This window comes from Paenarthrobacter sp. R1, from assembly GCF_030264015.1.
GTDB classification, from domain to species: domain Bacteria; phylum Actinomycetota; class Actinomycetes; order Actinomycetales; family Micrococcaceae; genus Arthrobacter; species Arthrobacter ureafaciens.
In genome coordinates this window covers 3479933-3495321 of sequence record NZ_CP127115.1, presented here as the reverse complement: position 1 = coordinate 3495321, position 15389 = coordinate 3479933, and the positions used below count along the sequence as shown (strand labels likewise).

At 63.6% G+C, this 15389-nt stretch carries 12 protein-coding genes; 3 read left to right on the top strand and 9 right to left on the bottom strand.

Going from position 1 to position 15389, the window contains the following annotated elements:
* Positions 1-5 precede the first annotated feature (5 nt).
* From QN084_RS16930 to QN084_RS16895, 8 genes are all read right to left on the bottom strand, one after another.
* Positions 6-422, bottom strand: a complete 417-nt coding sequence (locus QN084_RS16930) for an acyl-CoA thioesterase (protein ID WP_031216655.1) — start codon at positions 420-422, stop codon at positions 6-8.
* 38 nt (positions 423-460) lie between these two features.
* Positions 461-2545: an ABC transporter ATP-binding protein gene (locus tag QN084_RS16925; RefSeq protein ID WP_021472768.1), complete on the bottom strand. Its 2085-nt coding sequence runs from the start codon at positions 2543-2545 to the stop codon at positions 461-463.
* Complete coding sequence (locus QN084_RS16920; protein WP_069695625.1) at positions 2542-4275, bottom strand: ABC transporter ATP-binding protein; 1734 nt, start codon at positions 4273-4275, stop codon at positions 2542-2544. The genes QN084_RS16925 and QN084_RS16920 overlap by 4 nt, the downstream gene beginning before the upstream one ends.
* Positions 4276-4527: 252 nt before the next feature.
* Positions 4528-6606, bottom strand: a complete 2079-nt coding sequence (locus QN084_RS16915; RefSeq protein WP_069695624.1) for an MDR family MFS transporter — start codon at positions 6604-6606, stop codon at positions 4528-4530.
* A 9-nt stretch (positions 6607-6615) separates the two neighbouring features.
* Complete coding sequence (locus QN084_RS16910) at positions 6616-7098, bottom strand: MarR family winged helix-turn-helix transcriptional regulator (protein WP_021472771.1); 483 nt, start codon at positions 7096-7098, stop codon at positions 6616-6618.
* A gap of 154 nt (positions 7099-7252) precedes the next feature.
* On the bottom strand, positions 7253-8956 hold the full coding sequence (locus QN084_RS16905; RefSeq protein WP_021472772.1) for a thiamine pyrophosphate-binding protein: 1704 nt from the start codon (positions 8954-8956) through the stop codon (positions 7253-7255).
* Positions 8953-10008 carry an agmatinase gene (gene speB, locus QN084_RS16900; protein ID WP_062095456.1) on the bottom strand — a complete coding sequence of 352 codons (1056 nt, stop codon included), beginning with the start codon at positions 10006-10008 and terminating at the stop codon, positions 8953-8955. The genes QN084_RS16905 and speB overlap by 4 nt, the downstream gene beginning before the upstream one ends.
* Before the next feature lie 171 nt (positions 10009-10179).
* The gene (locus QN084_RS16895; protein ID WP_021472774.1) at positions 10180-10755 is read right to left on the bottom strand and encodes a helix-turn-helix domain-containing protein; all 576 of its coding nucleotides are present in this window, start codon (positions 10753-10755) and stop codon (positions 10180-10182) included.
* 271 nt (positions 10756-11026) lie between these two features.
* Here QN084_RS16895 and QN084_RS16890 point away from each other — a divergent pair, with 271 nt between their 5' ends.
* On the top strand, positions 11027-12544 hold the full coding sequence (locus tag QN084_RS16890) for a sodium:solute symporter family protein (RefSeq protein ID WP_021472775.1): 1518 nt from the start codon (positions 11027-11029) through the stop codon (positions 12542-12544).
* Between the two features lie 134 nt (positions 12545-12678).
* Here the strand turns inward: QN084_RS16890 and QN084_RS16885 are convergent, their stop codons facing one another.
* Complete coding sequence (locus QN084_RS16885) at positions 12679-12870, bottom strand: hypothetical protein (RefSeq protein ID WP_021472776.1); 192 nt, start codon at positions 12868-12870, stop codon at positions 12679-12681.
* Between the two features lie 266 nt (positions 12871-13136).
* Between QN084_RS16885 and QN084_RS16880 the strand changes: the two genes are divergently transcribed.
* Positions 13137-14282, top strand: a complete 1146-nt coding sequence (locus tag QN084_RS16880) for a VIT1/CCC1 transporter family protein (RefSeq protein ID WP_062095452.1) — start codon at positions 13137-13139, stop codon at positions 14280-14282.
* 139 nt (positions 14283-14421) lie between these two features.
* The gene (locus QN084_RS16875) at positions 14422-15261 is read left to right on the top strand and encodes a matrixin family metalloprotease (RefSeq protein WP_406626600.1); all 840 of its coding nucleotides are present in this window, start codon (positions 14422-14424) and stop codon (positions 15259-15261) included.
* Positions 15262-15389: the final 128 nt, after the last annotated feature.

Sequence of the window (15389 nt, the reverse complement as noted above, 5' to 3'; positions counted from 1 at the left end):
GGGATTTACGCGCGGTAGGCTTCGAGCTTTTCCTTCTGCTCAGGGGTCAGGCGCAGCACCCTCCCCGTTGACTCGGCCACGAAAGCCAGGTGCGTGCTGGCCTTGACGCACTCTTCCTTGGTAACAGGGTCCTTGATGACGTAGTGGAGATCGAAGCTGGCACCCTTGATGGCGCCAACCCAAATCTCGACGACGGCCGGCACATTGCGGTACTCCAGGGTGCGGACGTACCTGACCTTGTGTTCCACCACGAGCGTCATGATGCCTTCTCCGACGTCGTTGAACAACGCTGCGGGCGGCTCAACGCCAGGCAATCCGGCACCGGCCGGCGGCCCGAAAGCGGCAATGCGGGCTTCTTCGAGCATGCGCACGATCTGCACGTTGTTGATGTGGCCGTACGCATCCATGTCGCCCCAGCGCATGGGTACCAGTACCTCCATGCGCCGGGGCGTTCCGATACTCAGCTGTGCACCGCCGTCGAATCATCCACCGAGACTTCCTCGGCGTCTTCACCCGCGAACTGCGACATGTACAGGCGGTAGTACGCGCCCTGCCGTGCCAGCAGTTGGCCGTGGTTGCCTTGCTCCACGATTTGCCCGTTTTCCATCACCAGGATGGTGTCGGCATCACGGATGGTGGAGAGCCGGTGGGCGATCACAAAGCTGGTGCGGTCCGTGCGGAGGGCTGCCATCGCCTTCTGGAGCAGCAGTTCCGTGCGGGTGTCCACAGAGCTGGTGGCTTCGTCAAGGATGAGCAGTGACGGGTTGGAGACGAAGGCCCTGGCAATGGTGATGAGCTGTTTCTCACCGGCACTGACGTTGTTGCCTTCTTCATCAATGATGGTCTGGTAGCCGTCAGGAAGGGCCCGGACAAAGCGGTCCACGTAGGTCGCCTTGGCGGCCTCCATGATCTGCTCTTCCGTGGCGTCAAGGTTGCCGTACCGGATGTTGTCGTAGATAGTCCCACCGAAGAGCCAGGCGTCTTGAAGCACCATGCCCACCTTGGAACGCAGTTCCGCACGGCTGAGCTCCTTGATGTCGACGCCGTCCAAGGTGATCCGTCCGGCGTTGAGTTCGTAGAAGCGCATCACGAGGTTCACCAGCGTGGTCTTGCCTGCACCCGTGGGCCCGACAATCGCCACGGTGTGGCCGGGCTCGGCGCTGAATGACAGGTCCTCGATCAGCGGCTTGTCCTCCACGTAGCTGAAGTAGACGTGGTCGAACTCGACGTGGCCATCGGTCTTGGGCGGCAGGTTCCTTGTTCCGGTCTCCGGGACTTCGTCCTCGGCGTCGAGGAACTCGAACACACGCTCGGCGGATGCCACACCGGACTGCAGCATGTTGGCCATACCGGCGATCTGGCCCAGCGGCTGGGTGAACTCGCGGGAGTACTGGATGAAGGCTGTGGCATCGCCCAGGCTCATGGAACCCGACGCAACGCGCAGGCCGCCCACAACTGCGATGCCGACGTAGGACAAGTAGGACACGAAGTTCATGGCCGGGAAGATGATGCCGGAGACGAACTGCGCCCCGAACGAGGCCTTGTAGAGTTCCTCGTTCTTTTCGTCGAAGCGAATCAACATGTCTGCATCGCGACCGAAGACCTTCACGAGGTCGTGTCCGGAGAACGATTCCTCGATCTGGCCGTTCAGCGCGCCCGTGTTCTTCCACTGGGCGGCAAAGAGCTTCTGGCTGCGGGCACCTATGACACCTGCCAGGACACCGGACAGCGGCAGCGCGATGAGCGCGATCAGGGCCAGTTCCCAAGACACGATGAACATCATCACGATGATGCCCAGGACCGTCAGTACCGAACTGACCAACTGCGCGAAGGCCTGCTGCAGGCCCTGCTGCACGTTGTCGACGTCATTGGTGACGCGGGACAGGATGTCACCGCGCTGGCGGGTGTCGAAGTAGTTCAGCGGCAGCCGGTTCAGCTTGGCCTGGACCTCATCGCGGAGATTCTTGATGACCCGCATGACAATCCGGTTCAGCAACCACCCCTGGGCCCACAGGAAAATGTTGGCCACGAAGTACATCAGGAGCACGATCGAGATCAGGAACGTCAGCTTGGGGAAGTCGATGCCGTTGGTCAGCGTCATCTTGGAGACCATGTCCGCGAAGTTGTCCTGGCCCTGCTGGCGCATGATTTCCGCGAACTGTTCCGGGCTCACTCCGGGAGGGAGCTGCTTGCCGATGACGCCGCCAAAGATGACGTCCATGGCGCTGCCGAGGATCTTCGGTGCAATGACGTTCAGCACCACGGAAACAACAACAAGCCCAATAACGATCGAGACGCCGATGCGCTCGGGCTTCAGCAACCCCATGAGTCGCTTGGCGGAGGGCCAAAAGGCCTTCGCCTTCTTGGCCGGCACGTCACCGAACATGCCGCCGTCGGCCTCCGTGGGGACGTACTCCTCTTCGGCGAAGTCCTCGTCCTCCATGGCCTCGGTGGCGACGTCCGCCGCGGCCGACGCTTTGGCGGCTTTGGCAGCTTCTGCCTTCGCAGCCCAGCCGCGCTTCTTCTGCTGGTCCTGCCCGCTCATGCCATTTCCTCTACGCTCAGCTGCGATTCAACAATTTCCTGATAAGTGGGCGAGGTTTCCAAGAGTTCGTCGTGCGTTCCGCGGTCCACGATCCGGCCGTTGTCCAGCACGAGGATCTCATCGGCGTCCTGGATGGTGGACACCCGCTGGGCGACGATGATCACCGTGGCGTCCTGCGTCTTGGCTTTCAATGCCTTCCGCAGGCGGGCGTCGGTGGCAACGTCCAAAGCGGAGAACGAATCGTCGAACACGTAGACATTGGGTTTTGTGACCAAGGCCCTGGCGATGCAAAGGCGCTGGCGCTGCCCGCCGGAAACGTTGGTTCCGCCCTGGGAGATCCGGCGGTTCAAGCCGGCGGACTTCTCCTCCACAAATCCCTTGGCCTGCGCCGTTTCCAGCGCATCCCACAGTTCCTGGTCCGTGGCTTCCGTCTTGCCGAACCGCAGGTTGTGTTCGATGGTGCCGGAGAACAGGTACGGCTTCTGCGGAACAGCGGCCACGCGGCGGCTGATCTCCGAGGCATCCAGTTGGGTGACCGGGACGCCGTCGAGCAGTACTTCACCGGAAGCGACGTCATAGAGCCGCGGCAGCAGTGAAACCAGCGTGGTCTTGCCCGCGCCGGTTGAGCCGATAATGGCCAGCGTCTTGCCGGGTTCGGCCGTGAAGGAGACATTGCTCAGCACCGGGGCTTCGGCGCCCGGGTACTTGAACGTCACGTCCCGGTACTCCACGCGGCCCGCCTTGGCAGCTGGAACCACCGGGTTGACGGGGTTGTGGATGGAGGGTTCGACATCGAGCACCTCGCCAATGCGGTCTGCGCACACCGAGGCGCGCGGAATCATCATCGCCATGAAGGTACCCATCATGACGGCGATCAGGATCTGGAGCAGGTACTGGAGGAAGGCGGTGAGTGCCCCCACCTGCATCTCCCCGGAGTCAACGCGTTGGCCGCCGAACCACAGCACGGCAGCAGTGGAAAGGTGGAGGATCATGCCGATGGCAGGGAACATCAGGACGAAGAGGTTGCCGATCTTGACCGACACCGCGGTGAGGTCCTGGTTGGCATCACCGAACCGCTTTGCCTCATAAGGCTCACGGACGAAGGCACGTACAACGCGGATACCGATGATCTGTTCGCGGAGTACCCCGTTGATGGCGTCGATCTTGGCCTGCATCGAGCGGAACAACGGCATCAGCCGGACCACGAGGTACCCCACCACTGCTACCAGCAACGGTACGGAAACCCAGACCAGCCAGGAAAGGGACAAATCCTCGCGAAGAGCCATGATGATGCCACCCACGCACATGATGGGTGTGGAAACCATGAAGTTCAGGCCCATCAGCACCAGCATTTGGACCTGCTGGACGTCGTTGGTGCCGCGGGTGATCAGCGTCGGAGCACCGAAGCGGTTGACGTCCTGCGCTGAGAAACTGCTGACTTGGCGGTAGACGGAGCGGCGGAGGTCCCGGCCGATTGCCATGGCCGTCCGGGAGCCGAAGTAGACGGCTGCGATGGCGGTAAGTACCTGGCCCAGGGCAACGGCGAGCATGAGTGCACCGGTGCGCCAGATGAAATCGGTATCGCCGCGGGAGACTCCCTCGTCAATGATTTTGGCATTGAGGCTGGGGAGGTACAGCGTGGCAATAGTGGACGCCAACTGGAATATCAGGACGGCCACTATCTGCGGCAAATACGGCTTGGAGTAGCGCCGTATAAGGGTGACAAGCATGCCCACGGATCCTTAAGGAGAGTGCGTGAATGAGGTAAAAGAAGTTTTAGCAGCAGGCGCTGACAGTATTAGCGTCCTTACTCTACGTAATCCCCTGCCCCCGCGAAACAACCACGGGCAAAGATCATCCCAGCGGATTAGTCCATTCGTTTCCGGTTCTCCCGGAGGATCAGCAGACCTTGGGTGCGCAGAGCAAGGCGCCGGCTGGATGACCCGGCCGGCGCCTTGATTGGTGCGGACGCCGCGGAGGAACTAGCCTGCGTGCTTGCCGTGGTCCGGTCGGGACTCGACGCCTTGGAGGAGCATCAATGCCGTGCGTTCCTGCTGCCGGCGTTCGCGCTTGAGCTCGCGTCGCAGCGCTTTCAGCTCGTCGGCGGTGCGGGCCTGCTGTTCGGCCAGTGACTGCTGTTCCCGCAGGCGTGCCTGCAACTCCACGTTGGCCCGGCTCAATTGCAGTTGCTGCTCCGCCAGGACGTACTGGGTGCGGGAGAGCTGTTCCTGCAGTTCCTTCACGTCGGCCGGCTTGGCATCGGTATTGGAGGCCTGGGAGTTCGGGCGTTCCTGTGTGAGGATCCGGGCGAACTCGAGGTCCAGGTCTTCCGCTGAGCGTTCGCCCATGGGTTTGCCGCTTCGCCCGTGTCCCACGGCATTTCCGGCGCCGGAGGACCTCAGTCGGGTTCCGTCGTCGGGTTTGACCGCGTCGAAGGAGGCGCTGTCCAGGGACATGCCGGCGTCACCGGAGGCAGTGGCGATCAGTTCCTTCTCGGGTGCCGCGTCAACGGTGCGGCGCAGCGGACGTTCCTTGATGAGCAGTACTGCGATGAGCGCCACCACACTGATCACTGCCGAGATCAGGAAGATCTGGGCCGTGGCGTCGCCGTAGGCAGCGCGCATGATGTCCGCAATGGGAGCGGGCATGTCGGCGAGGTCCAAACTGGCTCCGGAGGAGTCACCTTGGACGGGAATGCCGGCCGCAGCGAGTCCCTCAGCGGCAAGGTCCTTCACATGGTTGGACATGATGGCGCCAAGCACGGAGACGCCGATCGCGCCGCCTACGGAGCGGAAGAACGCCACCGAGGCGCTGGCCGTACCGATGTCCGTGGCGCGGACGGTGTTCTGTACTGCCAACACCAGGTTCTGCATCAGCATGCCCAGTCCGAGGCCGAACACTGCCGTGTAGATGGCCACAAGCCACAGCTCGGTGGTGTGGTCCATGGTGCCGGCGAAGGCCAGGCCGCCGATCAACAGGACGCTGCCGGCAATGAGGAACCTCTTCCACTTGCCGAAGCGGCTGATGAGGATACCGCTGGCAACGGACCCGATCAGGTTTCCGGCGATCATCGGCAGCGTCAGGAGTCCCGCCTCGGTGGGCGTGGCTCCACGGGCTACCTGGAAGTACTGACCAAGGAAGGTGGAGGAACCGAACATCGCGATGCCTACGGACACCGAAGCCAGGATGGCCAGGGCCGTGGTGCGCTCGGAGATGATCTTGAGCGGAATGATGGGCTGCTGGACCTTGCCCTCGACGAACACCAGCAGGGCCAACAAGACCACGCCACCACCCACCATGAGGGCTGACTGCCAGGACACCCAGTCGTAGTACTCCGGATCACCCGCGAAGGAGACCCAGATGAGGAGCAGGCTGACGCCGGACGTCAGGAGGATGGAGCCGAGCCAGTCGATCTTCGCCGGGCGCTTGATGTGCTGGATCTTCAACGTGATCTGGAGCAGGATCAGCGCAACCACTGCCAGCGGCACGCAGACGAAGAACGTCCAGCGCCATCCCAGCGGGCTGTCAACGATGAAGCCGCCCAGTAACGGTCCACCCGCGGTACCTACGGCCATGACGGCGCCCATGTACCCGGAGTACTTGCCGCGGTCCCGCGGCGGAATCATGGAACCAATGATGGCCTGCGCCAACGCGGTGAGGCCACCCATGGCGACACCCTGGATGACGCGGGCGGTGAGCAGCAGCGGAATGGTTTCCGACAGGCCGGCCATGACGGAGCCCGCCACGAAGATGATGATGCTCAGCTGGACCAGGAGCTTCTTGTCGAAGAGGTCGGCGAGCTTGCCCCAAATGGGCGTCGTTGCAGCGTTGGCCAGCAGCGCCGCGGTGATGACCCAGGCGAAATCGGTCTGGGTGCCATGAAGCTCGGACATGATGGTGGGCAGTGCGTTTGCCACGATCGTGCTGCTGAGGATTGCCGTGAAGAAGGCAGCGAGCAGGCCCGTGAGCGCTTCCATGATCTGGCGGTGCGTCATGGGCGCAGCAGCGCCGCTGGCCGAAGCCTGCCCCGCGCCCGGGGCCTGGGTTGATGGTTTGGCCATTCGTGGCTCCTAAACTGAGAGTTTGGTGGTTGTGGAACCGGCCGCCGTTGCCCGGATGGAATCCTTAAGGGATGTGGAGAGCTTCTGCAGTACGTGCGTAGCTTCCAAGGCGTCTTCTTCACTCCAGTCCGCCAGGTAGTCACGCAACCTGCTGCTGCGCTGTTCTTCGAACTCGCGCAGCTTCACGAGGCCGCCTTCGGACAGGGCCAGCAGTTGCGCCCTGCCGTCGGCCGGGTCCGGACGCCGTACGACGTAGCCCAGCTCCTCCAGTTCAGCAATGTGCCGGCTGAGCACCGGCGCGCTGACGCCGAGGCGGGCCGCCAAGTGCGTAGCCCTGGCCTCCCCATCGCCGATGTAACGCATGACGCCTTGGGCAGCAACCCCGAGGTCGGGCACCCGGCCCAGTTGGGCGGCCACCACACAGCGCAGGGTCCTTTGCAGGTCGAAGATCTGATGGACAAGGTCGGTGGCCGTGGTTGAACCGACGGACATGAAATGCACCCCTTTTTGTTTGCCTAAAGCAACTATACCTCCGATTGATTACTTTGGGAAACTAAAAATGCGAGGGCTGCTCCACAGCAAGAGGACCCCGCACGGCAATGCCGTGCGGGGTCCTCTTGGTTCCTTTTAAGTTCCGTGGACGCGTTTAGTCGTCCAGGTGCGTGGGACCAAACATCTTGAGCAGCGTTTCAACCACGACGACGTTGGGCCCGTCCGCGGCGAAGGAGGCCTTGAGCGCGTCCCCCACTTCCTCCGGGGCTACCCTACGGGCCGGGACGCCGAACGACTCAGCCAGCTTGACGAAATCGGGGCGGGCAAGCTCCGTTGCGGTGGCTTTGCCGAAGGCGCCCACCATGTATTCGCGAAGGATGCCGTAGCCGCCATCGTCCACAATGAGCCACGTGACCGGGACGTTGTGCTGCTTGGCAGTCGCCAGCTCGGCGATGGAATACATCGACGAACCGTCACCGGACACTGCCAGCACCCTGCTGGGTTTGCCGACGGTTTCCAGACCTACAGCAGCGCCGATCGCGGCCGGGAAGCCGTAACCCAGTCCACCAGCGCCCTGGGCGGAGTGGAACTGGCCTTCGCGGGCATCCCAGCAACTCCAGCCCCAGTACGCCGCAATGGTCATGTCCCAGAAGGTCTGCATGATGTCAGGGACAGCCTCGCGGATGTCGGACATGAACTTCAGTTCCTTGGCCAGGTCCTGCGATTCCAAGCGGGCCTTGACCTTGGCCAGGGATTCCTTCACCAGTTCTTCCGGGCTGGTGCCGTGCCAGGAGCGAACCGCCGTATTGGCGGCGTCGGCCTCGGCAAGGGCCTGGTCCAAGGCAGCCAGTGCCTGCCCGGCATCGGCGCGGATACCCAGCCCGGGCCGGTTCGACTCCAGCACGCGGGGCTCGGCATCGATCTGGATGATCCGCCCACGCGGCTCGAACGTGAAGTAGTTCGAAGTCACTTCTCCCAGGGATGAACCGATCACGATCAACACATCCGCGTCCTCCAGGACGTCGGTCATGTACCGGTCCTCGATCCACGACTGCAAGGAAAGTTCATGGTTCCACGGGAAGGCGCCGTTTCCGCCCGGCGTGCAAATGACGGGTGCCCGGAGCTGTTCGGCAATGGACAGCAGCGCCTTTTCGCCACGGCCGCGACGCGTGCCGCCGCCTGCGATGATCGCCGGGCGTTCCGCCGTCGTAAGCCACTTCACTGCCTCACGGATCAGCTCAACCCGGGGCGGGTTGTCAAAAGCTTCAGCCAAGGCGTCCTCGACCGGCGGAACCACGATCGGGTCCAACAGCACGTTCTGCGGGATTTCGATCCAGACCGGGCCCTGCGGTGAGGAGATCGCCTCGGTCCAGGCGTCCTGGATAGCCGACGGGATCCCGGAGGCGTGCTGGATCAGGCGCTGGCTCTTGGTCACGTTGGCTGCCGAGGCCTTCTGGTCATCAAGCTGGTGCAGCATGCCCTTGCGGCGGGCGCCCAGTCCGTCCAGCGGAATCTGGCTGGCCACCACCACCATGGGAACACCCGTTGCGTACGCCTCCTGGAGACCTGCCAGCGACGTCAACGCCCCGGGACCGGTGGAGAGGAACAGCACGCCCACCTCGCCGGTGGCGCGGGAGTACCCGTCCGCGGCGAACGCCGAGTTGTTCTCCACACGCGAAGAGACGAAGTGCAGGTTGCCACGGCCCATCGCATCAAACAGGCCCAGCGCGTGCTGGCCCGGGATGCCGAAAACCGTCTTGGCGCCGAGCGCTTCGAGGGTCTCGACGACGAGATCCCCGCCGTTGCGCTGCCCGGTTTCACGGGTCGGGGCTGCTGTGCCCGGATCAAAATCGATCATCGCCGCGTCGCCTTGGCCAGCTCTTCGATGCGGGCGCCGAGGGCCTGCTGCGCGTAGCCGTTCGGCGCGCCGTGACGGTCGCCTTCCACCGCGTTGTCGGCCATCAGGGTAACCAGTTCGTAGGCAACGTGGCTGCCGGCAACACCGGTAATTTCCGCGTGGTCATAGGCCGGGGCGACTTCAACAACGTCCGCTCCCACGAGGTTCATGCCGCGGAAGCCGCGGATGATCTCCAGGAGTTCGCGGCTGGTGATGCCGCCGGCTTCGGGGGTGCCCGTGCCGGGCGCGTGGGCCGGATCCAGGACGTCAATGTCCACGGAGATGTACAGCGGACGGTTGCCGATGCGGTCGCGGATCTTGGCCACCGTCTCCAGGACGCCCTGGTAGTAAACGTCCGCGGAGGTGACGATTCCGAACCCAAAGCGGTGGTCGTCGTCGAGGTCTTTCTTGCCGTACAGCGGGCCGCGGGTTCCGACGTGGCTGATGGCTTCGGTATCCAGGATGCCTTCTTCTACCGCACGGCGGAACGGCGTCCCGTGGGTGTACTCGGCGCCGAAGTAGGTGTCCCAGGTATCGAGGTGTGCGTCGAAGTGCAGCATGGCGATGGGCTCCCCCGCACGTTCCGCGGCGGCGCGAAGCAGCGGGAGGGCGATGGTGTGGTCGCCACCGAGGGTGACGAGCTTGCTGCCGTTCGCCGTGAGGTCCAGCGCATTCTGCTGGATGGTCTCGATGGCCTCGTTGATGTTGAAGGGGTTCACTGCCATGTCCCCGGCGTCGGCCACCTGGATGTTCTCGAAGGGGCTGACGTCCCACGCCGGGTTGTACGGGCGCAGCAGGCGGCTGGCCTCACGCACGTGGTTGGCACCGAAGCGGGCGCCGGGGCGGTAGGAGACGCCGGAGTCGAAAGGAACGCCAACCACGGTCACGTCAGCTTTGGAGACCTGGTCCAGGCGGGGCAGGCGGGCGTAGGTGGCGGCGCCGGCGTAGCGCGGGATGCGGGAGGAATCGATGGGGCCAAGGTTCCCGTTGGCTTCGATGCGGAGCTCTTCCAAGATCGCGCAACTCCTTAGGTGGTGGGACGGAACTGGGTTTGTGACACCCATCATACACTCAAAGTTGCCTAATATGCATCACCTGTTTACACACCGGGCAATCGCCGAGATGACAAATAATGCCAATGTTCAACCCGAACATTGGCATTATTTGTCATCTCGCGAAGGGTCTTAGCGGCTCGCGGCCGGCACCAGGATCCAGAGCACCTCTACGGTCTCGTCCGTGGGATTGATCCAGGTGTGGGGCTCCCGGCCGGGGAAAGAAAGGGTGTCCCCTTCTTCGAGGTCATACTCCTCATTGGTGAGGATCAGCTTGATGCGCCCCTTGACCACATGAAGGACGTCCACGTCGCAGTCAACGGCATACAGTTCGTTTTCGCCACGACCCCGCGGCTTGATGGTCGCGCCCAGGATCTGGAGGCGGCGCTCGGACCGGGCCGTCAGCAACCGTTCAACGATGCCCTGCCCGCCCAGTGAAATCCGCGGAGCTTCGTCGCGCCGGGTCAGATGCGTCTCCGGGGCTGCGAACAAGTCCCCCACGGAGACGGAAAGGACCTGGCACAGCGTTACCAGCGACGCCACCGAGGGGGAAGTCAGGTCGCGCTCCACACGACTGAGGAAACCCTTGGTCAGCCCGGTGGCCTCTGCTACCTGTTCGATGGTTAGCCGCTGCGCCTGGCGCGCCGCTCGGATTCTTGAACCGATGGCAACGGGGACGTTGCTGGGTTCAACGGGGAGAGCCTTCATTCACGAACCTTTCAGGCCTGTTCAACCGGCCCTGTCATTGCAGCCAATAGTAGCCGCAGAGCAGCTTTCGGAAGCTATGCAAAGCCCGAAGCCACCTAAAGCTTCTTGACTGTTACTCCGATCACAACATATCCTCAGAGGCAACAAGTGTTGTCTGTGAGGCACACAACACGAACCCAAATCTCCCATCGTCAGCACGGAGACTTCGACCCCGCCCCAGGAGTATCGTCGAAAACCCCAACCTCCGTGCATCAGCTCCAAGGACTCACTCATGGACTCATCGTTCATCAACATCGCCATTGTGGTGGTGTATCTGCTTGCCATGCTGGCGTTCGGATGGTGGGGCAAGTCCCGCACCAAGAACAACAGTGACTTCCTGGTGGCCGGCCGCCGCCTTGGCCCCTTCCTTTACACAGGCACCATGGCCGCCGTCGTCCTCGGTGGCGCGTCCACCGTTGGCGGCGTCGGCCTGGGCTACAAGTTCGGCATCTCAGGCATGTGGCTGGTGGTAGCCATCGGCGCCGGCGTGCTGTTGCTCAGCCTCCTGTTTGCAGGCACCATCCAAAAGCTCAAGATCTACACCGTCTCGCAGATGCTGACCCTCCGCTACGGAAGCCGGGCGACGCAAACCTCGGGCATCGTCATGCTGGCCTACACCCTGATGCTCTGCGCCACTTCGACCGGCGCCTATGCCACCATCTTCGTGGTGCTGTTCGGTTGGGAGCGCTGGTTGGCCATCGCGATCGGCGGCGCGATCGTTCTGGTGTACTCCACGATCGGCGGCATGTGGTCCATCACCCTGGCTGACCAGGTGCAGTTCGTGATCAAGACCGTGGGCATTTTCTTCCTCATGCTCCCCTTCGCCATGAACGCCGCGGGTGGCCTGGACGGCATCCGTGAACGCGTTGACGCCAGCTTTTTCGACATCGGCGGCATCGGCCTCCAAACGATCATCACGTACTTCGTGGTCTACACGCTCGGCCTCCTGATCGGCCAGGACATATGGCAGCGCGTCTTCACGGCCAAGACCCCCAAGGTTGCCCGCTGGGGCGGCGCAACTGCCGGCGTGTACTGCATCGTTTACGGCCTGGCCGGCGCCTTGATCGGCATGGCCGCAAGCGTTGCCCTGTCCGGCATCGAGATCGAAGCCAAGGATGACGTGTACGCGGAAGTCGCCACCAACCTGCTGCCCATCGGCATCGGCGGCCTGGTCCTCGCGGCAGCCGTCGCGGCCATGATGTCCACCGCTTCCGGAGCGCTCATTGCAGCCGCTACGGTCGCCCGCGCAGACGTCCTGCCGTTCGTGGCCGGATGGTTCGGCAAGACCATCAACACCGACGATTCCGACAACCCTGAGCATGACGTCAAGGCGAACCGCTACTGGGTCCTGGGACTCGGCATCGTGGCCATCATCATCGCCATCTCCACCAAGGACGTCGTGGCAGCACTGACCATTGCCTACGACATCCTGGTGGGCGGCCTGCTGGTTGCCATCATCGGTGGCCTGGTATGGAAGCGCGGCACGGGAATCGCGGCCGCGGCCTCCATGGCCGTGGGCTCCGTGATCACCCTGGGCACCATGATCATCCTTGAGATCAACGCCAAGGCTCCCCTGGACGGCATCTACGCGAACGAGCCCATCTACTACGGCCTGATTGCCTCGGCGATCGTCTACGTAGCCGTCTCGCTGTTCAGCAAGCCCACCGATCCTGCGGTCATGAAGGCCTGGACCGACCGTGTAGCCGGCACCCGGGTGGCCGAGGAGGAGCTCAGCTCACCGGCCAAGTAAGGGCACCCAACGCAGCAACGCCCGACGGCGGCGCTCCCCTTTCGCGGGGAGCGCCGCTTTGTCGTTTTCCACGGCAATCCCGTGGACCGGCTATACGGGAGACGGGAGGATCAGACGGTTACCGAAGGCCTTGGCTAAAGTTCGTCGTCGCCTTCCCGGAATTCCTCTTCGGCGGGGTCGATCGGCACCACGCGTTCGTCGTCGTCCGCCACGTCTTCTTCCTCCACCCAGGCTTCGTCCACTTCCTGGTCCTCGCTGTAGTCGAAGGCCGGATCGGATTCGATGGTGGCCCGTTCAGGGTGGTTGAAGTGTGATCCAGTGTTCATGCTGCAACCTCCGTGTGGTGGGCTGCGGAACAGCCCGCTGACCGAATGCGGGAAGCTTCCCGCGCCTGTCTATCCATCTGAGCACCGAGGGAGGACAGGGTCAATACGCTCGCCGCCGGAGCCTGCGAAGGTGTCCTGTCCGGCAATGGAATTAAGGCGCACCGAACATTCCCGGTAAGGAATACCAGCCAAAAAATCGCGGAAATAAGCGGTACAGTGGGCGGTGCAATGGGGCCGCAACCACCCCACCCAGCCCAGGAGAAGCAGTGCAGAAGCACCAGGAATCCAACAATCCGTCGAGCCCCGCTCCGGACCCGCAGCCCCAAAAGACAACGCCATCGTCCGCGGACATCAAGCGCTGGCGCCAGTACCTTGCCGATGAGCGTGCAGAGGCTGCCGTATACCGTGAACTCGCCCAGCGGCGCGACGGTGAGGAACGCCAGATCCTCCTGGCCCTGGCCGAAGCCGAAGGCCGGCATGAGGCACACTGGCTCAAGCTCCTTGGTGAGCACGCCGGCATGCCCAAGGCAGCGTCCGGCCGCAGCCGCCTCCTTGGGTTCCTTGCCCGGCACTTCGGGTCGGTCTTCGTCCTGGCCTTAGCCCAGCGCGCCGAGGGCCGCTCTCCCTACGGAACCGATCCTTCGGCCACGCCGGCCATGGTGGCTGACGAGCAGATCCACGAGGAAGTGGTCCGCGGACTCGCCACACGCGGCAGGAACAGGTTGTCCGGAACCTTCCGTGCAGCAGTCTTCGGCGCCAACGATGGCCTGGTCAGCAACCTCTCCCTGGTGATGGGCATGGCCGCCACCGGTGTTTCCAGCGCGGTGGTGCTCATGAGCGGCGTAGCCGGACTGCTGGCCGGTGCTTTGTCCATGGGAGCCGGCGAGTATGTGTCCGTGCGTTCCCAGCGTGAGCTGCTCAACGCCACCCTGCCGACGCAGGCAACACTGACCGCGGCACCGTCGCTGGACGTGGAGCACAACGAACTGGTGCTGGTGTACCTGGCACGCGGCATGACCCGGGAAGCCGCCGAGCACCGGGCCGCCGAACGCATGGGGCTGTTCAGTTGCGACTGCGACCCCAGCCTTTCGCTGCAACCCGAAAAGGAACAGCCCGCCGACGACCATGAAACCGTGGGCTCTGCCTGGGGCGCGGCGATGTCCAGCTTCTGCTTCTTTGCCTCCGGCGCCATCGTGCCCATCATCCCGTTCATCTTCGGCATGACCGGTTGGGCTGCGCTGATCGTCGCAGGTGCCTTGGTGGGCGTCGCGCTGTTGGCGACCGGCGCCGTCGTGGGCTTGCTGTCCGGAACGTCCCCGCTGAGCCGCGGGCTGCGGCAGCTGGGAATCGGCATAGGCGCCGCTGCCGCCACCTACGGGCTTGGCCTGCTCTTCGGAGCAGTGATCGTCTAACGCGGCGCGAATGGACGGGCCCGCGCCCGTCCCGTAATCTTGGTGCGTCCTCCACGCCGCCCCGCGTGCCGGGCGCAATGATGGGAGAACTGTGGAGCCTGAGGCATACCGGGTGCCTAGGCGCCGCCGGAAAGGACGCGTGCTGCGTCCGGTCCTGGGCCTCCTCACGGCAGCCGTGGCTGCCTCCGTGGCGGTGGTCGTCAGTGGTTTCCTGCACAACGATCCCCGTATCACCGGCCTTGTCCCGGGGCTCGCCATGCCCAACGTGCAGCCCGGTGGCCAGGACCAGGAACCGTTCCCCCGGGCCTTGAACGCACCTCCGCCTGGACTGGAGGAAGCGGACAAGCCGCTGGTCTCGCCGTCGGCGCTCCACCTCGCCAACGATTCCTACAAGTTCCTGGCAACCAACGACGACGGCACGCCGGTTGGCTATTCACCGTGCCGTCCGCTGCACTACGTCGTGAATGACACCGCAGCGCCCGCAGGCACGGACGAGCTCCTGGAAACGGCCCTCGCCAACGTGTCTGCTGCGGCCGGCATCCAGTTCATCGACGACGGATCCACCGACGAACAGCCCGTGGACAAACGGGAGCCGTACCAGCCGGGAAAGTACGGCGAGCGCTGGGCGCCTTTGCTGATCTCGTGGACCACGCCGGAGGTTGCCCCTGCCTTGGCGGACAAGGTGATCGGCACCGGTGGCAGCACCATGTATTCGATCAACAACGGGACCAAGAGCTACGTCACGGGAAGCTTGGAGTTGGATACACCCCAGATCTCGGAACTCCTGGCCGAGGACGGCGGCTCAGACTACGTACTTGCCGTCATGCAGCACGAACTGGGACACGTGCTGGGACTGGACCATGTTGAAGACCCCATCCAGCTGATGTACCCGGAGATCGGAGCGCCCGACGGCTTGGCGGACGGTGACCTGACGGGCATGAGCATGCTGGCTTCGGCTCCCTGCCGGAAGGACATCTAGGCGTACCGTTCCGGCAGGTTGGTGACACGGGTTTGGCGGGGGGCAGGTGCCTCGTGCGTGGCGTCCCGCCATGGACTTCTCCCGCTGGCGGGTCCTAAGCTGGCCCAAACGGCCGACGGCGGCAGCCC

Excerpts from the sequence above, each read along its gene's own strand:
- QN084_RS16915 (WP_069695624.1), bottom strand. The coding sequence starts at position 6,606 with ATGGCCAAACCATCAACCCAGGCCCCGGGCGCGGGGCAGGCTTCGGCC.
- QN084_RS16930 (WP_031216655.1), bottom strand. The coding sequence starts at position 422 with ATGCGCTGGGGCGACATGGATGCGTACGGCCACATCAACAACGTGCAG.
- QN084_RS16925 (WP_021472768.1), bottom strand. The coding sequence starts at position 2,545 with ATGAGCGGGCAGGACCAGCAGAAGAAGCGCGGCTGGGCTGCGAAGGCA.
- QN084_RS16910 (WP_021472771.1), bottom strand. The coding sequence starts at position 7,098 with ATGTCCGTCGGTTCAACCACGGCCACCGACCTTGTCCATCAGATCTTC.
- QN084_RS16890 (WP_021472775.1), top strand. The coding sequence starts at position 11,027 with ATGGACTCATCGTTCATCAACATCGCCATTGTGGTGGTGTATCTGCTT.
- QN084_RS16920 (WP_069695625.1), bottom strand. The coding sequence starts at position 4,275 with ATGCTTGTCACCCTTATACGGCGCTACTCCAAGCCGTATTTGCCGCAG.
- QN084_RS16905 (WP_021472772.1), bottom strand. The coding sequence starts at position 8,956 with ATGATCGATTTTGATCCGGGCACAGCAGCCCCGACCCGTGAAACCGGG.
- QN084_RS16895 (WP_021472774.1), bottom strand. The coding sequence starts at position 10,755 with ATGAAGGCTCTCCCCGTTGAACCCAGCAACGTCCCCGTTGCCATCGGT.
- QN084_RS16885 (WP_021472776.1), bottom strand. The coding sequence starts at position 12,870 with ATGAACACTGGATCACACTTCAACCACCCTGAACGGGCCACCATCGAA.